This is a genomic window from Pseudomonas orientalis, assembly GCF_022807995.1.
GTDB classification, from domain to species: Bacteria; Pseudomonadota; Gammaproteobacteria; order Pseudomonadales; family Pseudomonadaceae; genus Aquipseudomonas; species Aquipseudomonas orientalis_B.
In genome coordinates, this window is sequence record NZ_CP094351.1 from 1,450,214 (window position 1) to 1,473,464 (window position 23,251).

A 23,251-nucleotide genomic window follows, 5' to 3' on the forward strand; every position below is an offset into this window, starting at 1 on the left:
CGGGCGCCCCAAAGGTTTACTTCAAGTTGCCGCTCAAGAATTGCTGCAGGCGCTCGCTCTTCGGATTGCCCAGCACGTCCGTCGGCGCACCTTGCTCTTCCACACGGCCCTGGTGCAGGAACAGCACCTGGCTTGAGACTTTGCGCGCAAAGCTCATTTCGTGGGTCACCATGATCATGGTGCGGCCCTCTTCGGCCAGGCCCTGAATCACTTTCAACACTTCACCCACCAACTCCGGGTCCAATGCCGAGGTGGGTTCATCGAACAGCATCACTTCGGGCTCCATCGCCAACGCGCGGGCGATTGCTACCCGTTGCTGTTGGCCGCCGGAGAGGAACGCCGGGTATTGATCGGCCACCCGCGCGGGCAGACCGACTTTATCCAGGTAACGCCGGGCACGGTCTTCAGCGTCTTTCCTGCTGCACCCCAGCACGCGGCGCGGGGCCATGGTGATGTTTTCCAGCACGCTCATGTGGCTCCACAGGTTGAAGTGCTGGAATACCATGGCCAGCCGCGTGCGCAAGCGTTGCAACTCGGCATCGTCGGCCACGCGCATGCCGTGGCGGTCGCTGACCATGCGGATCACTTGACCATCCAGGGTCATGGCGCCGTCATTGGGGGTTTCCAGGAAGTTGATGCAGCGCAGGAAGGTGCTCTTGCCCGAGCCGCTGGCGCCGATCAGGCTGATCACGTCGCCGGTCCTGGCCTTGAGCGAAACACCTTTGAGCACTTCATTGTCGCCATAGCTTTTATGCAGGCCTTCAACGGTCAATTTGTACATGGAGCGTGCATCCTCAAGGCGAAAGTAGGTAGCCGCTGCGGTAAGCCTCTGCGCCGGCGACATGGCTGATCACCATCCCGGCGGTGGCCATGCGTCGCAGCGAGCGGGCGTAGAGCAGGCCGGCATTGCGGCAATGCACGGGCGTTACGCGGTCGGTGATGGGGTCGATGATTTCGGCGACAAGCTGTCCGGCCTCCAGGTATTCCCCCGGCAAGACGTGGAACACCAGCAAGCCGCCGACCGATGTGGTCACAGGCTCCACGCCCGCCAGTGGCGTGGCCGGGTAGGGCAGCGCGGGCAGTGGTGGCGCGTCGCCTTCAATTGCGCCTGAATGGGTCAGGTAATCGATGATCGCCTGGCAGTCCAGGGCCGCCAGGCCATGGTTGACGTCGCCCTGGCCGCGCAATTCGACGGTCACGGAAAAGCTGCCCAGCGGGATCGGAAAGCGCTTGGCGAAGCGTTGCTGCAACTGCCACCACACCAGGGTGAAACATTCATCGAAGGACTGCCCGCCGGAATCGGTGGCCAGCAGGTTGGCCTCCGAACCCAGGTAACGCGCCAGCGGTTCCACCTGCGGCCAGGCCTCGGGCGTGGTGTACAGATGCGCCACGGCTTCGAAATCGCAGTGCAGGTCCAGCACCACGTCGGCATCGCACGCCAGGCGCTGCAGCACCAGGCGCTGGGATTGCAGTTGAGTCGACGCAGTTTGCGCGGCCAGGGCGGCGGATAACGCGGTGCGGATCAACCGGGCGTTGTGTTGGGGATCACTGTCCAGCAAGTCTTCAACCTGATCGCCGACGGCGTCGCTGAGGTCGACGAACAGGCGATTGAAATTCTGCCCGCTTTCCAGCTCGTAGCGGCCCAGGGGAACGTCCATCAGCACCTGTTCCAGCCCAGCCGGATTGGCGACGGGCACCAGTACGATTTCGCTGCGCAAGCGCCCGGCTGCTTCCAGCTGTGCCAGGCGTGCCTTCAAGTGCCAGGCCACCAGCATGCCGGGCAACTCATCGGCATGCAGTGACGACTGGATGTAGATTTTGCTGTTGGCCTGTTCCGGGCCGAAGTGGAAACTGTGAATCTGCCGCGCCGTGCCGGGCACCGGCGCAATCAGGTCCTGTCGCTGATGACGCATGAGCGCTCCTTAATGGCTCGGCCCGAGAAAGGCCAGCCAGCGGCGTTCCGCCAGTCGAAACAGGCCGACCAGGGCAAAGGTCACGGCCAGGTAGATCAATGCCGCGATGCCGAATGATTGAAAGGTCATGAAGGTGGCCGAGTTGGCGTCCCTGGCGACTTTGAGGATGTCCGGGATGGTTGCGGTAAACGCCACGGTGGTCGAATGCAGCATCAGGATCACTTCGTTGCTGTAATAGGGCAACGAACGGCGCAATGCCGACGGCATGATCACATAGGCATACAGCTTCCAGCCGCTGAGGCCGTAGGCCTTGGCCGCTTCGACTTCACCGTGGGCCATGCTGCGAATCGACCCGGCGAAAATTTCCGTGGTGTAGGCGCAGGTGTTGAGGGCGAAGGCCAGGACGGTGCAGTTCATCGCATCGCGAAAGAACGCGTCGAGTACCGGCTGGGCGCGCACGGCGGCGATGCTGTAGATGCCGGTGTAGCAGATCAGCAACTGGATATACAGCGGTGTGCCGCGAAACAGGTAGGTGTAGAACTGCACCGGCCAACGCACCAGGCGCCTGCGCGATACACGGGCGATAGACAGTGGAATCGACACCACAAAGCCGATCACCAGTGCCGCGCTGAGCAGCCACAGGGTCATGGCCAGGCCGGTGATGTGCTGGCCGTCGCTATAAAGGAACGGGCGCCAGTATTCCTGCAAAAGCTCGATCATCGCACGGCCTCCCGTGAACCTGCGGCGTAGCGCCGTTCAAGACGGCGCAAGACGAAATTGGAGGCACTGGTGATCAACAGGTAGATCAGCGCGGCGAGTACCAGAAAGTAGAACAGCTGGTAGGTGCTCTTGCCGGCATCCTGAGCCGCTTTCACCAGATCGGCCAGGCCGATGATCGACACCAGCGCGGTGGCCTTGAGCATCACCATCCAGTTATTGCCGATACCCGGCAGGGCAAAGCGCATCATCTGCGGGAAGGTCACGTAGCGGAACCGTTGGCCGCGCTTGAGCCCGTAGGCGGTGGCGGCTTCCAGTTGGCCACGGGGCACGGCGAGGATCGCGCCGCGAAACGTCTCGGTGAAATAAGCCCCGTAGATAAAACCCAGGGTGATGACCCCGGCGCTGAATGGGTCGATCTCGATGTATTCCCATTCCATGAAGTCGGTGAGGCCGGTCAGCCAGGTTTGCAGGCTGTAGAAAATCAGCAGCATCAGCACCAGGTCGGGGACGCCGCGAATCAAGGTGGTGTAGAGCTGGGCGGGGATACGCAGGAAGGGCAGGCTGGACAGTTTCGCGCTGGCACCGAGCAGGCCCAGCAATACGCTGACCGCCAGGGACAGCACCGACAATTTGATGGTCATCCAGGTGCCTTGCAGCAACAGCGGGCCGAAACCCTTCAAGCTGAACGCGCTCAGCCCGAGGGTTTGCAACAGATCTTCGAACATAAATCAGGACCTATGGCGATAAAAAAGCGCCCCTTATTAAAAGGGCGCCCCGAGCGTTATTTGCCGCTGTACAGGTTCAGATCGCCAAAGTGTTTCTTCTGGATGGTGGCGTAGGTGCCATCATCGTGTAACGCTTTGATACCTTTATCCAAAAGCGCCTTGAGCTCAGTGTTACCTTTTTTGATACCGATCGCGGTTTTCGACGGCAGCAGCGGGTCGTCAATGGCGGCGCTGACTTCGTAGCCGGCACCGGCTGGCGACTTGAGGAAGCCCAGTTCGGCTTGCAGCATGTCCTGCACGGAAGCATCGAGACGGCCGGATGTCAGGTCGGCATACACCTGGTCCTGGTTGGCGTAGGCCTTGGTTGTCACGCCGGCCTTGTCCAGCACAGCCTTGGCATAGGCTTCCTGGATGGTGCCTTGCTCATAGCCCACGGATTTGCCCTTGAGCGACTCAGGGGTCGAATATCCGGCGCCTTTCTTGAACACCAATGAGGTTGGGCCCGAGAACAGCTCGTTGGAGAAGTCGATCGCCTTCTCACGCACCGGGGTTACGGTCATGGACGAAATCACACCGTCGAACTTGTTGGCTTTCAGGCCAGGAATCATGCCGTCAAAGTCGCTTTCAACCCATTTGCACTTGACCTTCAGCTCCGCACAAATGGCGTTGCCCAGGTCAATGTCGAAGCCCACCAGACTGCCGTCGGCGGCTTTGGATTCGAACGGTGCGTAGGAGGGATCGACACCGAAACGCAATTCCTTGTATTCCTTGGCGGTTGCAACACCTGCAGCCATGCACAGAGCCAGTGCAGAAAGGGTCAGCAATGCTTTTTTCATTATGTGTTCCCTGGAAACCAAGATAAGCGCTTGTGGCGCGTTTAGGACTGTTACTGAACGGTGTCAGACGCAACCCTGGTAGCAATTTCTGCACCATAGTTCCGAATGATCGTTTTAAAAGGTGGGATGAGGGATTTCTAAGCGCAGGAAATGCCCACAAGTGTGCATTGAAAGAGTAGCGCACCATTTCAGGTCATATGGAGATTCCAAGGTGGGAGGGGGCAAGCCCCCGATGGCGGTGTGTTAGTCAGAGCATCTGCGTCTGACCCATCTCTATCGGGGGCAAGCCCCCTCCCACAGTTGATTTGTGTCAGGCCAACAAGTCCTGCAGCGTGGCCAGATTATCGGCTTCTTCCACCGGTTTATCCTGGCGCCAGCGCAACATTCGCGGGAAGCGCACTGCAATGCCGCTCTTGTGCCGCTTGGACAGGGCAATGCCTTCAAATCCCAGCTCAAACACCATGCTCGGCGTCACGCTGCTGACCGGGCCGAATTTTTCCACGGTGGTCTTGCGCACGATTGCGTCGACTTTGCGCATTTCTTCGTCAGTCAGCCCCGAATACGCCTTGGCGAACGGCACCAGTGTGCGCTCGCTACCCGGCGGGCCATCCCAGACCGCAAAGGTGTAGTCGCTGTACAGGCTGGCGCGTCGGCCATGGCCGCGCTGGGCGTAGATCAACACGGCATCGACGCTGAACGGGTCGACCTTCCACTTCCACCACAGGCCCATGTCCTTGGTGCGGCCCACGCCGTAGAGGCCTTTGCGATCCTTGATCATCATGCCTTCGACACCGAGGCTGCGGGAGGCTTCGCGTTGCACGGCCAACGCTTCCCAGGTTTGCCCCTCGAGCAATGGCGAGGGCAAGAGCACGGGTTGGTTGCATTGCGCGATCACCCGTTCCAGCTGCGTACGGCGTTGCGCCAGGGAGTGGTTGCGCCAGTCGTCGCCCTGGTATTCGAGCAGGTCGTAGGCGAGTACCGCCACCGGCGCGTCCTCCAGCACTTTTTTACTCAATGTCTTGCGGCCGATCCGCTGTTGCAGCAGGGCGAAGGGTTGCACCGCGTTCTTCCAGACCACGATTTCACCGTCGATCACCGTACCATCGGGCAAACCACTGACCAGGCTGTGCAGCTCGGGGAAACGCTCGGTGACCAGTTCTTCACCACGGGACCACACCCACAGGCGACCCTCACGCTTGACCAGCTGCGCACGAATGCCATCAAACTTCCATTCCACCTGCCAGTCGTCCGGGGAGCCGAGCAGGGCGTCAAACTGCTCCAGCGGTTGCGCCAGGCCATGGGCGAGAAAAAACGGATACGGCTGCCCGCCGCGTTGCGCATGCTCGTCGGATGATTCGGCGGCAATCAGCTTGAGATAGCCTGCGGCCGTCGGGCGATTGGACAGGTCGGTGTAGCCCACCAGCCGCTGGGCCACGCGCTTGCTGTCGAGCCCGGCCATGGCCGCAAGTGCGCGGGTGACCAGCAGTTTGGATACGCCCACGCGAAAACTGCCGGTGATCAATTTGATGCACACCATCAGGCTCGGCTGATCCAGTTGCGCCCACAGCGCTGGCAGGCGCTCGGCCAATTCAAGCGGCGCAAGGCCGCGTAGCGGTAGCAGTTTTTTTTCCAGCCATACCGCCAGGCCATCTTCGCTGGTGTAGGTCGATTCGGGTAGCAGCAGGGAAATGGTCTCGGCCAGGTCGCCGACGGACTGGTAGCTTTCTTCAAACAGCCACGGCTCGATGCTCGCCGCCTCTGTTGCCATATCTCTCAGCAGACGGGTGGGGACCAGTTGTCGCGGCCGCCCGCCGGAGAGGAAGTACACCGCCCAGGCCGCATCCTGTGGCGGTGCCTGCTGGAAATAGTCTTGCAATGCGGCCAGCTTGGCGTTGCTGGAAGTAGTGGCGTCGAGGTTGGCGTACAACTCGGCGAAAGCTTTCATGCGCTGGCCTCTTCTTCGTCGTCGCCGTATTCGGTGCTGAACCCTTGAGCGTCCAGGCCTTTCTCGCGCAGGTGGCGCACCAGTACGCCGACCGAGCCGTGGGTGACCATCACCCGCTCGGCACCGGTCTGCTCGATGGCCCATAACAGTCCCGGCCAATCGGCATGGTCCGACAGCACAAAGCCCCGGTCGACCCCGCGCCGCCGCCGCGTGCCGCGCAGGCGCATCCAGCCGCTGGCGAAGGCGTCGCTGTAGTCGCCGAAGCGGCGTATCCAGGTGCTGCCACCAGTGGAGGGCGGGGCGATGATCAGGGCCTGACGCAAGAGCGGATCGTTTTTTTTAACGTCGCCTGCGTACAGCGTTTCGGGAATGTAGACACCGGCCTCGCGGTAGACCCGGTTCAACGGCTCGACGGCGCCATGGCTGAGAATCGGGCCGATGCTGGCATCGATACCGTGCAGAATGCGCTGGGCCTTGCCGAAGGAATAGCAGAACAGCACGCTGGCCTTGCCGGCGGCGATATTGGCCTGCCACCAGTCGTTGATGCCGGCGAAAATCTGCGCCTGCGGCTGCCAACGGTAGATCGGCAGGCCGAAGGTGGATTCGGTGATAAAGGTGTGGCAGCGCACTGGCTCGAACGGCGCGCAGGTGCCATCGGGCTCGACCTTGTAGTCGCCGGACGCGACCCACACCTCGCCCTGGTATTCCAGGCGCACCTGGGCCGAACCGAGCACATGCCCGGCCGGGTGAAAACTCAATGTAACGCCGTGGTGTACGAGTTTTTCGCCGTAGGCCAGCGTCTGCAAGTTGATGTCCTGGCCCAGGCGCGAGCGCAGAATGCCTTCGCCGGGGGCGGCGGCCAGGTAATGCTCGTTGCCGGTGCGGGCGTGGTCGCCGTGGGCGTGGGTGATGACGGAGCGTTCCACCGGCCGCCAGGGATCAATGTAGAAATCCCCGGCGGGACAATAGAGGCCTTCGGGTCGGGCGATGACGAGGTCCATGGGGTGACCGGGGAGATGGGCTTGTTACTTATGAGGCGGGGCGCTGCGCAGAAGTTCTATCAGAATGCACGGGACCCAATGTGGGAGGGGGCTTGCCCCGATAGCGGTGTGACAGTCAACATATTCATTGACTGAACTACTGCTATCGGGGGCAAGCCCCCTCCCACATTTGGAAACCGGGTTACTTGCCGGGTGTCAGGGTCAGCCTGGTCTTGCCATATACCTTGTCAAAGTTCTGCGGCTGCATCGGGAAGCTCAGGTATTGCGCCTTGAGCGACGGATCGATGCCGTTGGCGTAGTTCGGGCTGGCCGGGTTGCCGGACTGGCCGGTGCCGCCCTGGCCCATCATCGGTTCGGGCTGGCCGAAGTCGACAATCATGCGCAGCGCCGCCGCCTGGGCCACGTTGAAATCCTGCCCCCAGTTGTAGGGTGCCGGGTTCAGGGTGTTGTGGTCGCCACCGCTGGCGAAAGGCCCACGGATAACCTGGCCGCTGGCGTTTTTCCAGGTGGTGGTGTGCAGCTTGCCCCATTGCCAGGCCTTGTGATCGGCGCCCAGCAGGCTGTCGCCGCTGCTGATCGCGGCGGCCAGGGTGCGCGCCAGAATCGCCGGCTTGTCTTCTTTTTGCGGTGTGCGTGTGTCATCCCACAGCGGACTGTCTTCACGGCCCAGCAAATGGTCTGCGGTGGCTGAGTAGGACAGGCTGGCGTTGCTGACAAAGGCTTTCCAGCTGGCGCTGTTTTCGGGGCCGAGTTTGTCGAGGAAGATCTGTTTGGCGCTTTCCTGCAGGAACAGCTCGTAGATCGCCGCGTCGGCGGACGTTGGTGCAAGGCGACCATCGAATGCCATCAAGCGGCCCAGTGCTTCGCGTGCCTTGGCCTGTTCGGCGGCGGGCAGCGCATCGATTGCCTGTTTCATCGGCTGGGCCATGCCCGGCGCCTGGAACATACCCTTGAGTTTGGCGGCAAACGGGGTGGTTTGGTCGTATTGCATGGCGATCACGCTGCGACTGTCATGCTTGCCGGCGCTGGCCAGTTGCGCCAGGCGCTCGCTGCGCTCCGGCGCGTCCCAGGAATTGGACAACTGCATGCCATAGCCGCGCGGTGCGGTGCGCTGGTTGGCGGTGCCGATCCAGCCTTGAGCCGGGTCCTGGTCATAGGGGTGCAGCATGGCGTCGGCGTAACCGTCCCAGTCAAAACGCGTGTCCCAGCCCGGCGAGGGCAGCAGGCCTTCGCCTTCGCGGCGGTTGGGAAAGCGGCCGGTGACTTGCCAGCCGATGTTGCTGGCGTCGGCAAAGATCATGTTCAGCGCAATGGCGCGAATTTCGCGGGTGGCGTCCGAGGCCTTGCCGGCGTTTTGCGCGCGGGACAGGTCGAAGAACGCATCCAGGCTCTTGTCGTCCTTCAAATCGGCGGTCTGCAGGGCCAGGCCAAAACCGCTGGTAAGCGCCTGGCTGCTGTTGAGCAACGCGCCGTGGCGGGTTTCGTACACCACGTCGCGAATCGAGCGCTGGCCTTTGATGAAGAAGGTCTCGTTACGCACGCCGGCCGGTAGCCATTTGCCGTTGTTCTCGTAGTACAGCGCGCTGCCCTGGCGTTTGACCTTTTCCAGGAACAGGTCCTGGGTGTCGCCCTTGACCGCGCTCATGCTCCACGCCACCTTGCCGTTGAAACCCGACAGCAGGGTCGGCAGGCCGGCAATCGACGCGCCGACCGCCTGATATTTCGGTGCACGGATCTGCACGTAGCTCCAAGGCGTTGGTGCCTGCGGCTGGGCGGCGATATCGTTGGCGAGCAGGCTTTTGCCGCTGCGGCTGCGTTGCGGCCCGATGGCCCAGTTACTCGACGTGGTCACGCCCAGGGCATTGAGGCTGTTGAGTTGCTGGCTGACGGTGTCCAGCCCGGCAAGGCCCGTGATCTGGCTCAGGTTCACGCCCTTGAGCTTGTCGGCCTCGGCCAGCGGGATCGCTTCGTCCGGCGCGCTGGGGATAAGCCAGGCGAGCTTGTCGACGCCGACTTTCTGTGCCAGCACCAGCGACGAGATTTCTTCCTGCAGGTTGCTCGACTCGCTGAAGTTCAGCAGGCAGAACAGCAGCGCCGAATCTTCCGGTTTCCAGTACTCGGGCTTATAGCCGGTCTGGGCCAGGTCGGTCGGCAGCTTGTCGCGGTAGCGGAACAGGTAAGCGTTGACGCCCCGTGCGTAGACTTCAAAGAAGCGCTTGAGGCGTGGCGACGAAGCGTTGTACAGCTCGCCGGCGCTTTTTTTAAGGTTGACTGCGCGCATGAAACGGTCGACGTCGAGAACCCCGGGACCTGACATTTCCGCCAGGCGGCCCTGGGCCAGCAGCCGCAAGGTGACCATCTGGGTGATCCGGTCGCTGGCATGCACATAGCCGAGGCTGAACAGCGCGTCGTGGAAGGTATTGCTCTCGATCAGCGGCATGCCCTGGGCATTGCGGCGTATCGATACGTTTTGCGCCAGGCCCTTGATCGGCTGTACGCCGGCTGCGGGGGGCAGGGTGTCCTGGGTGTTCTGGAGCTGGCAACCGGACAGGCTCAACGCACTGACCACTGCCGCGGCAACGCCGAACCGGGGAAGAAAATGTGTAAGGGCTGGCGAGGCCATGGCAAAGCTCCTGCGGGGGGTAGCGTCATTAAAGGCGCTACGTTAGTGAGCGCGGCGAAACGACGCAAGCGGGAGTTGTGTAATTGCGTGAGTACCAATGTGGGAGGGGGCTTGCCCCCGATAGCAGTGGGTCAGTAACAAATAGGCTGACTGACACACTGAATCGGGGGCAAGCCCCCTCCCGCATTTTGATCTTCAGTGTGGCTTAAGCGCCGTGGCACTTCTTGAATTTCTTCGCGCTGCCGCAGGGGCAAGGATCGTTGCGACCCACGTCTTTCAACGCGTTGCGCACCGGTTCCTGGTGAGCGTGGCCGCAGTTCGGGCCGTGGACATGGCCGTGGTCGTGATCATGGTGATCGTGATCGTGGTTGCAGTCGGGACCATGGACATGGGGTTGCTGAGTCATCGATGTCGCTCCGGAATAAAATCGCCGGGGATTATCTCGCCATTGTGGGCCACCTGCACGTCATTACCGATGAATAATCCGGTTTTCAACTCGCCTTCAAGGCGATAGGGCACGGGGTGCCCGGGGTTTTTCAGCATTTGCACCACATCGCGTATTCGCGGCCACAGGTTGGTCCGTACCGACACCCTGAAGTATTTATGGCTGCGCGGCGGTACGGTGAGCCATTCGTTGGACTCACCTTCGGTCAGCACCAGATCGCCCAGGGTGACCTTGTAAATCAGGCCGCGCACGGTCAGGTCGGCGTCGTCGCGGTTATCCACACGAAAGTAGAGCTTGAACTTCTGCTCCAGCAACTTGGCGCGCACCACTTCGACGTTCACCAGTGATACGTGGGGCGGCGGTGAATCATCCTCGAACCAAGAGGCGCAGCCGCTCAGGCCCAGGGTTAACGCCAGCATCAGGCTGAATGTGCGAAGCATAGGCGTTATCCCTGTCAGGTCATTAAAAATAGCTGGAACAGCACTTCTTGAACTTCTGCCCGCTGCCGCACAGGCATGGGTCATTACGTCCGGCCTTCACCTCCACTGTCGGATCGATGAAGTACCAACGGCCCTCATTCTGTACGAAAGAAGAGCGCTCGCGGTGGCTATGTTCACCAGTGCTGTCATGCCAGCGCGCCGTGAAGGTCACGAAGGCGTGTTCCGGTTGGCCGCCGAACACCTCGGAATTTTCCACTTCAAGCCCAAGCCAGGTGCTCTGGGCACTCCAGGCGCTGATGGCATCGCGGTCCAGGCCGGCCTGTTGCGCCGGCAAGGTGGTGGCCACCAGGTAGTCGACCAGGCCCAGCACATAGGCGCTGTAGCGCGAGCGCATCAATGCGCTGGCACACGGCGCGGGGTGGCCGGCGTGGTAATGGCCGCAGCAGGCGTCCAGCAGATTGCCACTGCCGCAGGGGCAAATGGATGTACTCATCGTGTTACCACCAATACTTTCCAAAATTTTCCGGGTTGGCCCAGAAGCGGGCGTTGAGCCAGTCGGGTACTTGTTTATAGTCAAGCAGATCATAGGTGAACAGCGTCAGCACCTGCTCATCGCGCTGGAAACGCTCACCGGCCTGCAGGGCCAGGGAGAAGAAGTCGGTGTCCTGCCAGTCGCAGGCGCCCAGGTCCACCAGCACCGCGATGCGGCTGGCATTGAGGTTGCGAATACCGCCCAGTAACGTCAGACCCTGGGATTTGGGCAGGTGTTCAAGGCAATCGACCACCAGCGCCAGGTCAAAACGCTGCGCCGCCAGGTCGGCCGGCAGCGGTCCGGGATGGGCAACGCTGACGCGCACATCGGGATGCGCCGTTTTAAACGCATCCAGGGCGGGAAACTGGCTGGCGCCCAATAGCAACAGACGTTTGGGGGCGTGCAGATCCAGTAGCGCAGCCAGCGCTTGCTGGGGTGTACGGGAAGAAATACCAGCGGTCATTGAAGATCCTCACATCAAGACCGTAGAGACTAGCGCGGCTGGACGCGCGGGCCTAGCGCCTCAGGGTCAATAGCGCAGGCGCTTGAACCGGGCCTTCTGAAGTTTTTTGATGCTTCACTGGCAAATCGCCTGCAGAAGTCGTTACTGTGCATCCAAAGAAAAATTTGAAAACACTCGGGAGCCCCATGATGCGTAAGGTTTTTCTGCTGGCCCTGTTGGTCAGCCCCATTGCCCTGGCCCAGAGTGTCAGTGTCGAAACCCATTCATTGATGCGCCTGCCCAGCAGCACCAGCGTGTTGCAGCTTGAGCGCCTGGACGTGGCGGACTACGGCACCCTGTTGATTCCAGCCACCATCGGTCAAATCTCGGTAGAGGAACTGCACTTGGGGCGTGAAGCTCGCATCGCCATCGTGCCCGGCAGTACCACGCTGCAGTTGCAGGTGCGCCAGGCTCAACTGGACCACGGCAGCCAGATCACCTCCCGCGGCGCGCCCGGCACCCATGAAAAACCAGCCAAGGCCGGGCGCGACCTGACCTTGCGCATTGAGTCGCTGACGGCAGAAGAGCTGTCGGTGGATGCCCGTGGCGGCGCCGGTGCCCAGGGTTATGCCGGCCTGGATGGCGCCAACGGCGAAGACCCAGGTTGCACCTGGGGTTCGGCCGGGCGTGGGTTCAATGGCGATAACGGCGGCGATGGGTTGCCGGGTGCGTCGGGTGCGCAAGTGCGCGTGGAGTTGCCGCAGAGTTTCCCGGCTGATCAGATCAAGGTCTTGGTGGACGGCGGGCCTGGGGGCTTGGCCGGTGTTGCGGGTAAGCCCGGCAAGGGCGGTCAGTCCAAGGGCTGCCTGGTGTACCGCGCCGATGGCGGTGAAAAAGGTCGCTCGGGGTTGGAAGGGCAGCCGGGGCCGGCGGGGCCTGCTGGAACAGTGACTATCCAGCGGCTCTGAGTCGCCTGTTCTGACGCCATCGGGGGCAAGTCGAATCGTCGCACCGCCCCTCCCACAATTGAATGCATTTCAAAATGTGGGAGGGGCGGTGCGACGATTCGACTTGCCCCCGATGGCAGACTACAGGTCTCCTCAGAACATCGGCCGAGCCGAAGCAATCGCCACCACCACCAACCCCACCATCAAGTTAATCCCCACCAGCCTGCGAATCTGCCCCAATGCAGCCGCGCCCGCGGGCCAGTCCTCAGCCGCCACCGCCGCCTTCAACGCCGGAAACTTCAACGCCTGGATGCGGATAAACAGCGCCGTCATCACCAGATACAAGCCCATCATCACCTGTACATAGCGCGGCGCCGTTTCAAAACCGTTGAAGCGCAGGTGCAGCAGGCCGACGCCGCTTATCGGCAAAATCAGCACCGCCACCCACACCCACACAAAAAAACGTTGAAACACATTAGCCCACAGCTTGAGCCGGGCAGGTCCCTCAAGGGCCGCCATGGCGGCGGGACGCAGGATCATCCAGGCGAAAAACATACCGCCGACCCAGATCAGGGCGGCCACTGCATGCAGGGTGTAAGCGAGGCTAAACGCGGTCATTGTGGTACTCCGTTCTGCGCGGGATTAATTAGCGGGGTATGATAGCGGCCGAACCGAACCACTGAAAATTTATCCAGCGTTTTTTGCGCCCGACTATCCATGATCAGCACTGAACTCAAAACCACGATCCAGGGCGCCTACTCGCGTTTTCTCGAAGCCAAGAGCTTGAAACCGCGCTACGGCCAACGCCTGATGATCGCCGAAGTGGCCAAGGTCCTCGGGGATATCGACACCGACGACGAAGGGCGGCGCAGCGGTGACCCAGCGGTCGTGGCCGTCGAAGCCGGCACCGGTACCGGCAAGACCGTGGCCTACAGCCTGGCGGCGATCCCCACCGCCAAGGCCGCCGGCAAGCGCCTGGTGATTGCCACCGCTACCGTCGCCCTGCAGGAGCAGATTGTCTACAAGGACCTGCCCGACCTGATGCGCAACAGCGGGCTGAACTTCACGTTCGCGCTGGCCAAGGGTCGTGGCCGCTACATGTGCCTGTCCAAGCTTGACGTGCTGCTGCAGGAGGGCCACGCGCAGACCGCCACGGCCTCGCTGTTCGAAGAAGAAGGCTTCAAGATCGAAGTCGACGAAGTCAGCCAGAAGCTGTTTACCAGCATGATCGAGAAACTCGCCGGCAACAAATGGGACGGCGACCGCGACAGCTGGCCCACCGCCCTGGAAGATGCCGACTGGGCGCGCCTGACCACCGACCACAGTCAATGCACCAACCGCCATTGCCCCAACTTCGGCCAGTGCGCCTTCTACAAGGCCCGCGAAGGCATGGGCAAGGTCGACGTGATCGTCACCAACCACGACATGGTGCTGGCCGATCTGGCCCTGGGCGGCGGCGCCGTACTGCCGGACCCGCGCGATACCTTGTACGTGTTCGACGAAGGCCATCACCTGCCGGACAAGGCCATCGGCCACTTTGCCCATTACACGCGCCTGCGCTCTACCGCCGACTGGCTGGAAACCACCGCCAAGAACCTCACCAAGCTGCTGGCCCAGCATCCGCTGCCCGGTGACCTGGGCAAGCTGATCGAACAGGTGCCTGAGCTGGCGCGCGAGATCAAGACCCAGCAGCAGTTCATGTTCAGCGCCTGCGAGCAGGTGGCCGACTTCAAGCCCGGCGAAGACGTGGAAGGCCGTGAGCGGCCGCGCCACCGTTTTGTCGGTGGGATGATTCCCGAGCATATGCGTGAAATGGGCATTGAACTGAAGAAGGGCTTTTCCCGCCTGACCGACCTGTTCACCCGTCTTACTGACTTGCTCAAGGAAGGCATGGATGGCGAGGTCAATATCGGCATCGCCAGTAACCAGGCCGAGGAATGGTACCCGTTGTTCGGCAGCCTGCTGTCCCGGTCCCAGGGCAACTGGGAGTTGTGGACCGCCTTCACCGTTGAAGACCCGGAAGACAACCCGCCCATGGCGCGTTGGCTGACCCTGGCCGAAAGCGGTGCGCTGTTCGATATCGAGGTCAATGCCAGCCCGATCCTTGCCGCCGAGATGCTGCGCCGCAACCTGTGGAACGTGGCCTACGGCTGCCTGGTGACCTCGGCGACGCTGACCGCCCTGGGCACCTTCGACCGCTTCCGCATGCGCGCCGGCCTGCCGAAAAAGGCCGTCACTGCGGTAGTGCCGAGCCCCTTCCATCACGCCGATGCTGGCGTACTGCGGGTGCCCGACCTCAAGGCCGACCCACGGGACGCGGCGGCGCACACCGCAGCGATCATCCGTGACCTGCCCGAGCTGGTGGAAGGCTCGCGAGGCACCCTGGTGCTGTTTTCGTCGCGCAAACAGATGCAGGACGTGTTTGACGGCCTTGACCGCGACTGGCGTAAACAGGTGTTCATTCAGGGCAACCTGTCCAAGCAGGAAACCCTGAACAAGCACAAGGCGCGGGTCGATGGCGGTGACTCCAGCGTGTTGTTCGGCCTGGCGAGCTTTGCCGAGGGCGTGGACTTGCCCGGCGCCTACTGCGAACACGTGGTCATCGCCAAGATCCCGTTCTCGGTACCGGATGATCCGGTCGAGGCCGCACTGGCCGAATGGATCGAAGCCCGCGGCGGCAACCCGTTCATGGAAATCTCGGTGCCCGATGCTTCGCTCAAGCTCGTGCAAGCCTGCGGGCGCTTGCTGCGCACCGAGGAAGACCGGGGCACCATCACATTGCTTGATCGCCGCCTGGTCACCCAGCGCTATGGCAAGGCAATCCTGAATGCCTTGCCGCCGTTCAGGCGCGAAATTTCTTAAGCCACCGTGGGCGAACTCGCCCACTTCGTGGTCTATCTCATGTATGTCATCAGGCCATTCATCGGCCGTCTGGGAGAACCTTGTTCGTATGATTCGCACGCTGCCTGCTCTTTTTGCCCTGCTGTTCGCCGCGCCGTTGATGGCCGCGCCGGCCGGGCAACAAACGCTGTTCAACTTCGTCCGGCCCGCTGATGTGGTCAAGGTGGCGACCCAGGACGCCAGCCTGCCGCAATACAACGCCGAGCAAACCCCGGAAGGCGAGGTGCTGCGCCGCATCACCTTCAACCCGGCGGCCGAACCAAGCCTGGTGCTCAGTCCGCAAACCGGCGTGTGGGACTGGTCGCAGTCGGGCGCCATGAGCCTGCGTATCCAAAGCGCCATGAACTGGGCGTTGACCCTCTACGTAAAAGTACAAAGTGCCGACGGCAAGACCCTGGTCAGTCGCATCGACCTGCCGGCCGGCCCGGCCCAGACCTTGCTGGTGCCACTGCAAGCCAGCTCGCCGCTGAGCCAGGGCATGAAGGCAGGCCCGCCGATGCCGATGACCGTGGACGGCCAGCGTGTGTTGCTGGCCGCCAGCGCCGGGGAAGTCGACCGCAGCCAAGTGGTGTCGGTGACGCTGTCGATGATCAAACCCGATGCCGCCCAAAGCATTCTGCTGGAGCGCTTTGGCGTGCAAGACAGCGAGCCGGTGATGAAGGCCGCCTACAGCGAACTGGTGGACGCTTACGGTCAGTCCACCCGCACGCGCTGGCCGGAAAAGGTCAGCAGCGACGAGCAGCTCAAGGTCGCGGCCGCCAAGGAGCAGCAACAACTGAAGGGGTGGCTTGCCGAGCGCGACAAATCCGCCCTGGATCAGTACGGCGGCTGGAACAAAGGTCCGGCGTTCGACGCCAGCGGCTTCTTTCGCACTGAAAAGCGCGACGGTCGCTGGTACCTGGTCACGCCCCAAGGCCATCCGTTCTACTCGCTGGGTGTCAACACCGTGGCTCCCGACAACAGCCAGACCTACGTGGCGGGGCGTGAGTGGATGTTTGCGGCGCTGCCCAAGGCCGGTGAACCCTTCGACAAGTATTACGGCAGCGGCGACAACCGTACCGGTAACGGCGCGGGCGAAGGGCGCGGTTTTGGCGCTGGGCGTTGGTACGATTTTTATGGCGCCAACCTGCAGCGCACCTATGGCGGTGAGGGCTTCGACCAGAAACGCTGGGTGACCCACACCCTCGACCGCCTGCAAGCCTGGGGCTTCAACACCGTGGGTAACTGGAGCGATCCGGATCTGGCCACGGCCGACCGTGTGCCTTACACCCTGCCGCTGTCGATTGTGGGGGACTACGCCAGCATCAGCACCGGCACCGACTGGTGGGGCGGCATGCCCGACCCGTTCGACCCGCGCTTCGCCATGGCCACTGAGCGCGCCGTGGCCATTGCCGCTCGCGATCATCGCGACGACCCGTGGCTGATCGGCTTCTTCGCCGACAACGAACTGGCCTGGGCCGGCCCTGGCAACGATGCAAAATCGCGCTATGCCCTGGCCTACGGCACCCTGCGCATGACCACCGACGTACCGGCCAAGCGTGCCTTCCTCAAACAATTGCGCGACAAGTACCGCAATGAAGAAGGTCTGTCGAAAGCCTGGGGCATCCACCTGGCCGGTTGGGAGCTGATGGAAGACCCCGGCTTCGAGCCGCCGATGCCCAGCCCGGAACACCCGGAAATCGAGGCCGACTTCAAGTATTTCCAGCAGACCTTCGCCGATGCCTACTTCAAGACCATCTCCGACTCGCTGAAATGGCACGCGCCCAACCAGCTGCTGCTGGGCGGACGCTATGCCGTGAGCACCCCCGAAGCCGTGGCGTCCTGTGCACAGTATTGCGATGTGCTGAGCTTCAATATGTATACCCTCAAGCCTCAGGACGGTTATGACTTCGCCGCCCTGCGCGCACTCGACAAGCCGGTATTGATCACCGAATTCAACTTTGGCTCGACCGACCGTGGCCCATTCTGGGGCGGGGTGACGCAACTGGCCCGTGAAGAAGAGCGGGGCGCAGCCTATGCCGCCTTCCTCAAGCAAGCCATGGCGGAGCCGTCGATTGTCGGCGTGCACTGGTTCCAGTACCTGGACCAGCCCGTGACCGGACGTCTGCTGGACGGTGAAAACGGTCACTTCGGCCTGGTTGGCATGACTGATGTACCCTTTCAGGGCTTTGTCGACAGCGTGCGTAAGAGCAACCTCGCGGCGGTCGACCAGTTGGGTAAGGAGGCCGAAAAAGCCAGGGCGGCCGGTGCGGCCCGCGAAAGCGAGGGTGGCCGCTCGGGCCAGGCGGGCAAAGGTGCGGGCCAGGGCTCCGGGCATGCCGGGGGGCACTCTGGAAATGGTCATTGATTCGTCGTTGACGGGTTCACAAATCCTACAATGGCTGGAACAATGTCGGCCACTGTTCACGCTGTTTTCTTGAGGTCGTTCCGGTGCAGATTCAGGGTCATTATGAGCTCCAGTTCGAAGCGGTACGTGAAGCGTTTGCCGCATTGTTCGATGACCCTCAGGAGCGCGGCGCCGGGCTTTGCATCCAGGTCGGCGGCGAGACGGTCGTCGATCTGTGGGGCGGCACCGCCGATAAGGATGGCGCCGAAGCCTGGCACAGCGACACGATCGTCAATCTGTTCTCCTGCACCAAGACCTTCACGGCGGTCACCGCCCTGCAACTGGTGGCCGAGGGCAAACTGAAACTGGATGCGCCCGTGGCCGATTACTGGCCGGAATTTGCGGCTGCGGGCAAAGCGTCCATCACTTTGCGCCAGTTGCTCTGCCATCAGGCCGGGCTGCCGGCGATCCGCGAGATGCTGCCCACCGAAGCCTTGTACGACTGGCAACTGATGGTCGATACCCTGGCGGCCGAAGCACCGTGGTGGACACCCGGCGAGGGCCATGGCTACGAGGCGATCACCTATGGCTGGCTGGTCGGTGAACTGTTGCGCCGTGCCGATGGGCGCGGGCCTGGCGAGTCTATCGTGGCGCGGGTGGCGCGGCCGTTGGGGCTGGACTTCCACGTGGGCCTGGCCGACGAAGAGTTTTACCGCGTCGCCCATATTGCCCGCAGCAAAGGCAATATGGGCGATGCTGCGGCACAACGCTTACTTCAAGTAATGATGCGTGAACCCACGGCGATGACGACACGTGCATTTGCCAACCCGCCGTCTATTCTGACCAGCACTAATAAACCCGAATGGCGGCGTATGCAGCAACCCGCGGCAAATGGTCACGGTAATGCACGGAGCCTGGCCGGGTTTTATAGTGGTTTATTGGACGGAAGTTTGCTGGAAAGCGATATGCTCGAACAATTGACTCGTGAACACAGTATCGGACCGGATAAAACCTTATTGACCCAGACCCGTTTCGGCCTGGGTTGCATGTTGGATCAACCGGAGCTGCCCAATGCTACGTTCGGCCTTGGTCCGCGCGCATTCGGGCATCCGGGGGCAGGGGGCTCGGTAGGGTTTGCCGACCCTGAGCATGATGTAGCCTTCGGTTTTGTGACTAATACCCTGGGGCCCTATGTACTTATGGACCCACGAGCTCAGAAGTTGGTCGGAATATTGGCCGGTTGTCTATAAACCCCTTGCTGTTTCACAATTTTTTGTTACAAAGGCACGTATAAGAAGACGCTGAACGCAATGATGTAACTTCAATGTTCTTTAAGCGTCTGGTTAACGGGGCATCTGGCCCCCTGGTTTTTTCTCATTTTGTGGATATCTCATGTTATCGAACAAGTCCTTGGCACTGGCGCTGTGCCTCACTATTACCGGCTGTGCACAAACTCCACAAAATGATGCCGAAGGCGGGCACTGGTGGTCATTTGGATCAGATAAGGCTGCTACCAAGGACGCAGTGACCCAGACCGACGCCAAGCCGGATACCAAGCCCGCTGCCGATGCCAAGCCTGTGGCGCCGGTCGCCGCTGCTCCTGCTTCTGCTCCGATAGCCAAGGCCGATACCGGCTTCAATTGGTGGCCATTCTCCGCCAAGAGCGCCGACGAAAAGGCCGCCGAGGCCAAGGCCGACCTGAAAGCCGACCTCCAGGCCGCCACCCCGGCTCCCGTGACCAAGACCGACACCGAAGCCCACTGGTGGTGGCCGTTCGATACCAAACCCAAGCCGCTGGCCAAGGTCGACGTGACCAACGTGCAGATGCCTGATCCGAAAGTCACCCAGGCCTGGTTGGACGATTATGAGCCGCGCCTGCGTGCCGCCATCAAGGACAGCAACCTGCAATTGGAACGCCGCGACAACGTACTGGTGGTGATTGCCCCGGTAGATGGTTCCTACAACCCGAAACGCCCGGCGATGCTGCTGCCGGTGACCCTCGGCCCGTTCACTCGCGTCGCCAAGGCCGTTGAAGCGGACCCCAAGACCGCCGTACTGGTGCTGGGCCATGTTGATGCCACCGGCAGCGCTCCGGCCAGCCAGGCTCTGAGCAAGGAGCGCGCGCAGTCGATCGCTTCGATTTTCAGCCTCAGCGGTTTGAAGCAGGACCGCCTGATGCTGCGTGGCATGGGCGATCTGATGCCGCGTGCCGCCAATGACAGTTCCCAGGGCCGTGCGCTGAATCGCCGCATGGAAATCATGTTCACTCAGCGTACAACTATGTTGGCGCTGCTGAGCCAGTACAACTCGGGCAAGACCCCGCCTGTGGCTGAAATGGTCGCCGTGCAGGATGTTCCCGCACCGGCCCCGGCGGCAAAAGCCCCGGCGAAGAAAGCGCCAGCCAAGAAAGCCGCCGCCAAGCCGGCCGCCAAGTCAGCCGCTAAAAAGGCCCCGGCCAAACCGGCTGCGAAGAAACCGGCTCCGGCCAAAGCCAAGGCTGCTGCACCGGCGAGCAACGACCAGGCGAAAAACTGATCCGTTGAACCACAAGGATAAAGCCGCATGACCCAGGCACTGGCCGATATGCGCCGTGACTACACACGGGACGGTTTGAGCGAGGCCCAGGCCCCGGACGAACCGTTTGCCTTGTTTCACCAGTGGTTCGCCGATGCGGTGAAAACCGAGCAGGCACCGGTGGAGGCCAATGCCATGACGCTGGCCACCGTCGACCAGGATGGTCGGCCGCACTGTCGCATCCTGTTGCTCAAGGGCCTGGATGCGCAGGGCTTTACCTTCTTTACCAACTATCAGAGCGCCAAGGGTGAACAACTGGCGGCGCGGCCGTTCGCGGCCATGACCTTTTTCTGGCCGACCCTCGAGCGCCAGGTGCGTATTGAGGGGCGCGTGGTCAAGGTCACGCCTGAAGAGTCGGACGCCTATTATCAGGTGCGTCCCCTGGGCAGCCGCCTGGGGGCGTGGGCATCGCCGCAGAGCAAGGTCATTCGCGATCGCGAAGAACTGCAGCAGTTGCTCAAGGCCACTGAACAACGTTTCAGCGACACCCAGCCCGATTGCCCCGAGCATTGGGGAGGCTACCGTTTGTTGCCGGAGCGCATCGAGTTCTGGCAAGGCCGCGCCAGCCGCCTGCATGATCGCCTCAACTATCGGCTGCAAGCGGGCCAATGGACGCGCGAGCGTCTTGCGCCCTGAGCGCCTCCTTTCGTCATCTCATCTGAATCATGCCCTGGGCGCCGAAGTCTTTATGTACGAGATTTCGGCGTTTTCGGCTGTATGACTACACTGATCAACCAGGCTATGGCATGGTGCGGCTTAGCTACCGCTCGTCGAGTCCTGTGGTGCCTACAGTCTGTACTCAGGCTGAATGAAAGCACTTTTCTGCCTGGCTTGCCGTGACAGGCGCCAAGCCGCAGCGTTTAATGAATACCTGTCCTTTGGAGTTGATGCTATGCGTAAGTCCGTTTTACTAGTTGCCTGCTTTACTACCCTGTCTTTGCTGCTGGGTGGCTGCGCCTCGAGTCTGACCGGCGACTCGTACTCCCGTGACGAGGCGCGTCGCGTGCAGACCGTTCGCATGGGCACCATTGAATCCCTGCGTCCGGTGAAAATCGAAGGCACCAAAACCCCAATCGGCGGTGCGGCCGGTGCAGTCATCGGCGGCGTTGGCGGCAGCGCCATCGGCGGCGGCCGTGGCAGCATCGTCACCGCTGTGATCGGCGCGGTAGCCGGTGGCCTGCTGGGCTCGGCCACCGAAGAGGGCCTGACCCGCACCCAGGGCGTGGAAATCACCGTTCGCGAAGACGACGGCAGCATGCGCGCCTACGTACAAGCCGTGCAGGAAAATGAGATCTTCCGCATTGGCGACCGCGTACGCATCATGACGGTTGACGGTACCAGCCGCGTTACCCGCTAAGCGGTCAGCGAAACGCAAAGAAAAACCCCAACCGGGTGACTGGTTGGGGTTTTTTGTTTGATAGGCCATGAGCTTGTCGTTTAGAAAGAACTTAATCGCACATAATAAAAAACCGCCTTAGTAGGGCGGTTTTTTATTGCAAACCCACTTTGGCAAGGGCTTGCGGTCTCACGGGAGCACTGACGTGTTCACGATACTACTGCTTTTTCAGCGCGCAGAGCAAGGCTTGAGGATCAGTGGTTCTCATGGATGTAATGATCTTTTTTGGTGTTTGGCTATCACCTAAACTAGGAAATGACGGCTTTCTTGCGACTCGCCATCGCCGTTACCGCATAACCAATAAACGCCGCCAATATCGACCCGGTCAGAATCCCCATGCGATCCTCGCCGGCAAACTCGCTGACACCCGGTACGAAGGCCAGTGAGCCGACAAACAGGCTCATGGTAAAGCCGATACCACACAGAATCGCTACCCCCAGCACCTGGCCCCAGTTCGCGCCGCTGGGCAGTGAGGCGATGCCGGTCTTGATGGCCAGCCAGGTCAGGCCGAACACACCGATGGTCTTGCCGATCAACAGGCCGGCGGCGATGCCCATGGGTACGTGATGGGTAAAGCTTTCGAGGCTGACGCCGGTGAGGGACACCCCGGCGTTGGCAAACGCGAACAGCGGCAGGATGGCGTAGGCCACCCACGGGTGCAGGGCGTGTTCCAGGGTCAGCAAGGGCGAGGTCTCGGCATTGCGGGTGCGCAATGGAATGCAGAACGCCAGGGTCACGCCGGCCAGGGTGGCATGCACGCCGCTCTTGAGCACGCACACCCACAGGATCAGGCCGATGATCATGTACGGCCCGAGTTTGACCACACCCAGGCGATTCATCGCAATCAAGGCGATCAAGCAGGCCGCTGCGCCCGCCAGGGATGCCCCGGACAGGTCGGCGGAATAGAACAGCGCAATGACGATGATGGCGCCCAGGTCGTCAATGATTGCCAGGGTCATCAGGAACAGTTTCAACGACACGGGTACACGCTTGCCCAGCAGCGCCAGCACGCCCAGCGCAAAGGCGATATCCGTGGCCATCGGGATCGCCCAACCGGCGAGGGCCGCAGGGTTGTCCTTGTTCAACGCCCAGTAGATGAGCGCGGGCACGACCATGCCGCCGATAGCCGCTGCGCCCGGAAGCACCACCTGCGACGGTTTGGACAGGTGCCCATCGAGCAGCTCGCGCTTGACCTCGAGGCCGATCAGCAGGAAAAACAATGCCATCAGGCCGTCATTGATCCACAGCAGGGCGGGCTTGGCGATCTGCAGCGCGCCAACCTGGGCCACCACGGGCGTGTCGAGAAAGGCGCCGTACAGGTGTGACAACGGTGAGTTGTTGATGATCAGCGCCAAGGCGGCTGCGGCGATCAACAACAGGCCACTGGCGGCTTCCAGCTGGAAAAAACGGGTAAAAGTGCTACGCAGAGGCAAGGGATGCTCTCCAATCCAGGTTCAATAGGTGGGTACCCTAACCCGTACCGTT

The 23,251-nt window shown here is 61.7% G+C and carries 21 protein-coding genes; 7 read left to right on the top strand and 14 right to left on the bottom strand.

Annotated elements, in window-relative coordinates:
• Positions 1-16 precede the first annotated feature (16 nt).
• The 12 genes from MRY17_RS06320 to MRY17_RS06375 all read right to left on the bottom strand — a co-directional run bounded on the left by MRY17_RS06320 (position 17) and on the right by MRY17_RS06375 (position 11,643).
• Complete coding sequence (locus MRY17_RS06320) at positions 17-781, bottom strand: ABC transporter ATP-binding protein (protein ID WP_181283462.1); 765 nt, start codon at positions 779-781, stop codon at positions 17-19.
• 13 nt (positions 782-794) lie between these two features.
• Positions 795-1,913, bottom strand: a complete 1,119-nt coding sequence (locus MRY17_RS06325; protein WP_243353450.1) for a succinylglutamate desuccinylase/aspartoacylase family protein — start codon at positions 1,911-1,913, stop codon at positions 795-797.
• A gap of 9 nt (positions 1,914-1,922) precedes the next feature.
• Positions 1,923-2,633: an ABC transporter permease gene (locus tag MRY17_RS06330; protein ID WP_243353451.1), complete on the bottom strand. Its 711-nt coding sequence runs from the start codon at positions 2,631-2,633 to the stop codon at positions 1,923-1,925.
• Positions 2,630-3,358: an ABC transporter permease gene (locus MRY17_RS06335; protein WP_243353452.1), complete on the bottom strand. Its 729-nt coding sequence runs from the start codon at positions 3,356-3,358 to the stop codon at positions 2,630-2,632. Before MRY17_RS06335 ends, MRY17_RS06330 begins: the two co-directional genes overlap by 4 nt.
• A 56-nt stretch (positions 3,359-3,414) precedes the next feature.
• Positions 3,415-4,194, bottom strand: a complete 780-nt coding sequence (locus MRY17_RS06340; RefSeq protein WP_057723170.1) for a transporter substrate-binding domain-containing protein — start codon at positions 4,192-4,194, stop codon at positions 3,415-3,417.
• Between the two features lie 310 nt (positions 4,195-4,504).
• A complete protein-coding gene (locus tag MRY17_RS06345) occupies positions 4,505-6,139 on the bottom strand; it encodes an ATP-dependent DNA ligase (RefSeq protein WP_243353453.1) in 1,635 nt (544 codons plus the stop codon).
• On the bottom strand, positions 6,136-7,140 hold the full coding sequence (locus MRY17_RS06350; protein ID WP_124422676.1) for a ligase-associated DNA damage response exonuclease: 1,005 nt from the start codon (positions 7,138-7,140) through the stop codon (positions 6,136-6,138). The genes MRY17_RS06345 and MRY17_RS06350 overlap by 4 nt, the downstream gene beginning before the upstream one ends.
• Positions 7,141-7,321: 181 nt before the next feature.
• On the bottom strand, positions 7,322-9,763 hold the full coding sequence (locus MRY17_RS06355) for a penicillin acylase family protein (RefSeq protein ID WP_181283466.1): 2,442 nt from the start codon (positions 9,761-9,763) through the stop codon (positions 7,322-7,324).
• Positions 9,764-9,968: 205 nt separating this feature from the next.
• Positions 9,969-10,169: an SEC-C metal-binding domain-containing protein gene (locus tag MRY17_RS06360; protein ID WP_026136698.1), complete on the bottom strand. Its 201-nt coding sequence runs from the start codon at positions 10,167-10,169 to the stop codon at positions 9,969-9,971.
• Positions 10,166-10,648 (bottom strand): LEA type 2 family protein, encoded by a 483-nt coding sequence (locus MRY17_RS06365; RefSeq protein ID WP_181283467.1) that lies wholly within the window; start codon positions 10,646-10,648, stop codon positions 10,166-10,168. Before MRY17_RS06365 ends, MRY17_RS06360 begins: the two co-directional genes overlap by 4 nt.
• 22 nt (positions 10,649-10,670) lie before the next feature.
• On the bottom strand, positions 10,671-11,141 hold the full coding sequence (locus MRY17_RS06370; RefSeq protein ID WP_124357369.1) for a YchJ family protein: 471 nt from the start codon (positions 11,139-11,141) through the stop codon (positions 10,671-10,673).
• A gap of 4 nt (positions 11,142-11,145) precedes the next feature.
• Positions 11,146-11,643, bottom strand: coding sequence for a DUF6231 family protein (locus tag MRY17_RS06375; protein ID WP_181283468.1), 498 nt, complete (start codon positions 11,641-11,643; stop codon positions 11,146-11,148).
• Positions 11,644-11,831: 188 nt separating this feature from the next.
• Between MRY17_RS06375 and MRY17_RS06380 the strand changes: the two genes are divergently transcribed.
• Positions 11,832-12,590 carry a collagen-like protein gene (locus MRY17_RS06380; RefSeq protein WP_181283469.1) on the top strand — a complete coding sequence of 253 codons (759 nt, stop codon included), beginning with the start codon at positions 11,832-11,834 and terminating at the stop codon, positions 12,588-12,590.
• Between the two features lie 132 nt (positions 12,591-12,722).
• Here MRY17_RS06380 and MRY17_RS06385 read toward each other — a convergent pair whose 3' ends face one another.
• Positions 12,723-13,187, bottom strand: a complete 465-nt coding sequence (locus tag MRY17_RS06385) for a CopD family protein (RefSeq protein ID WP_181283399.1) — start codon at positions 13,185-13,187, stop codon at positions 12,723-12,725.
• 99 nt (positions 13,188-13,286) lie between these two features.
• Here MRY17_RS06385 and dinG point away from each other — a divergent pair, with 99 nt between their 5' ends.
• The 6 genes from dinG to MRY17_RS06415 all read left to right on the top strand — a co-directional run bounded on the left by dinG (position 13,287) and on the right by MRY17_RS06415 (position 21,727).
• A complete protein-coding gene (gene dinG / locus MRY17_RS06390) occupies positions 13,287-15,431 on the top strand; it encodes an ATP-dependent DNA helicase DinG (RefSeq protein ID WP_181283400.1) in 2,145 nt (714 codons plus the stop codon).
• An 88-nt stretch (positions 15,432-15,519) separates the two neighbouring features.
• Complete coding sequence (locus MRY17_RS06395) at positions 15,520-17,817, top strand: beta-galactosidase (RefSeq protein WP_181283401.1); 2,298 nt, start codon at positions 15,520-15,522, stop codon at positions 17,815-17,817.
• 83 nt (positions 17,818-17,900) lie between these two features.
• Positions 17,901-19,046 (top strand): serine hydrolase domain-containing protein, encoded by a 1,146-nt coding sequence (locus MRY17_RS06400; protein ID WP_191951490.1) that lies wholly within the window; start codon positions 17,901-17,903, stop codon positions 19,044-19,046.
• 142 nt (positions 19,047-19,188) lie between these two features.
• Complete coding sequence (locus tag MRY17_RS06405; protein ID WP_243353454.1) at positions 19,189-20,331, top strand: OmpA family protein; 1,143 nt, start codon at positions 19,189-19,191, stop codon at positions 20,329-20,331.
• Positions 20,332-20,358: 27 nt separating this feature from the next.
• Positions 20,359-21,006, top strand: a complete 648-nt coding sequence (gene pdxH / locus MRY17_RS06410; protein ID WP_057723157.1) for a pyridoxamine 5'-phosphate oxidase — start codon at positions 20,359-20,361, stop codon at positions 21,004-21,006.
• Positions 21,007-21,262: 256 nt separating this feature from the next.
• Positions 21,263-21,727: a glycine zipper 2TM domain-containing protein gene (locus tag MRY17_RS06415; RefSeq protein ID WP_003189251.1), complete on the top strand. Its 465-nt coding sequence runs from the start codon at positions 21,263-21,265 to the stop codon at positions 21,725-21,727.
• A 287-nt stretch (positions 21,728-22,014) separates the two neighbouring features.
• Here the strand turns inward: MRY17_RS06415 and nhaA are convergent, their stop codons facing one another.
• A complete protein-coding gene (gene nhaA, locus MRY17_RS06420) occupies positions 22,015-23,199 on the bottom strand; it encodes a Na+/H+ antiporter NhaA (protein ID WP_181283404.1) in 1,185 nt (394 codons plus the stop codon).
• Between the last annotated feature and the right edge of the window lie 52 nt (positions 23,200-23,251).

What these genes read in the sequence shown, in the direction of transcription:
- dinG (WP_181283400.1), top strand. Translation starts at nt 13,287, where the DNA reads ATGATCAGCACTGAACTCAAAACCACGATCCAGGGCGCCTACTCGCGT.
- MRY17_RS06380 (WP_181283469.1), top strand. Translation starts at nt 11,832, where the DNA reads ATGCGTAAGGTTTTTCTGCTGGCCCTGTTGGTCAGCCCCATTGCCCTG.
- MRY17_RS06365 (WP_181283467.1), bottom strand. Translation starts at nt 10,648, where the DNA reads ATGCTTCGCACATTCAGCCTGATGCTGGCGTTAACCCTGGGCCTGAGC.
- MRY17_RS06350 (WP_124422676.1), bottom strand. Translation starts at nt 7,140, where the DNA reads ATGGACCTCGTCATCGCCCGACCCGAAGGCCTCTATTGTCCCGCCGGG.
- MRY17_RS06335 (WP_243353452.1), bottom strand. Translation starts at nt 3,358, where the DNA reads ATGTTCGAAGATCTGTTGCAAACCCTCGGGCTGAGCGCGTTCAGCTTG.
- MRY17_RS06385 (WP_181283399.1), bottom strand. Translation starts at nt 13,187, where the DNA reads ATGACCGCGTTTAGCCTCGCTTACACCCTGCATGCAGTGGCCGCCCTG.
- MRY17_RS06325 (WP_243353450.1), bottom strand. Translation starts at nt 1,913, where the DNA reads ATGCGTCATCAGCGACAGGACCTGATTGCGCCGGTGCCCGGCACGGCG.
- MRY17_RS06405 (WP_243353454.1), top strand. Translation starts at nt 19,189, where the DNA reads ATGTTATCGAACAAGTCCTTGGCACTGGCGCTGTGCCTCACTATTACC.
- MRY17_RS06395 (WP_181283401.1), top strand. Translation starts at nt 15,520, where the DNA reads ATGATTCGCACGCTGCCTGCTCTTTTTGCCCTGCTGTTCGCCGCGCCG.
- MRY17_RS06340 (WP_057723170.1), bottom strand. Translation starts at nt 4,194, where the DNA reads ATGAAAAAAGCATTGCTGACCCTTTCTGCACTGGCTCTGTGCATGGCT.
- MRY17_RS06320 (WP_181283462.1), bottom strand. Translation starts at nt 781, where the DNA reads ATGTACAAATTGACCGTTGAAGGCCTGCATAAAAGCTATGGCGACAAT.
- pdxH (WP_057723157.1), top strand. Translation starts at nt 20,359, where the DNA reads ATGACCCAGGCACTGGCCGATATGCGCCGTGACTACACACGGGACGGT.
- MRY17_RS06355 (WP_181283466.1), bottom strand. Translation starts at nt 9,763, where the DNA reads ATGGCCTCGCCAGCCCTTACACATTTTCTTCCCCGGTTCGGCGTTGCC.
- MRY17_RS06415 (WP_003189251.1), top strand. Translation starts at nt 21,263, where the DNA reads ATGCGTAAGTCCGTTTTACTAGTTGCCTGCTTTACTACCCTGTCTTTG.
- MRY17_RS06345 (WP_243353453.1), bottom strand. Translation starts at nt 6,139, where the DNA reads ATGAAAGCTTTCGCCGAGTTGTACGCCAACCTCGACGCCACTACTTCC.
- MRY17_RS06375 (WP_181283468.1), bottom strand. Translation starts at nt 11,643, where the DNA reads ATGACCGCTGGTATTTCTTCCCGTACACCCCAGCAAGCGCTGGCTGCG.
- MRY17_RS06370 (WP_124357369.1), bottom strand. Translation starts at nt 11,141, where the DNA reads ATGAGTACATCCATTTGCCCCTGCGGCAGTGGCAATCTGCTGGACGCC.
- MRY17_RS06330 (WP_243353451.1), bottom strand. Translation starts at nt 2,633, where the DNA reads ATGATCGAGCTTTTGCAGGAATACTGGCGCCCGTTCCTTTATAGCGAC.
- MRY17_RS06360 (WP_026136698.1), bottom strand. Translation starts at nt 10,169, where the DNA reads ATGACTCAGCAACCCCATGTCCATGGTCCCGACTGCAACCACGATCAC.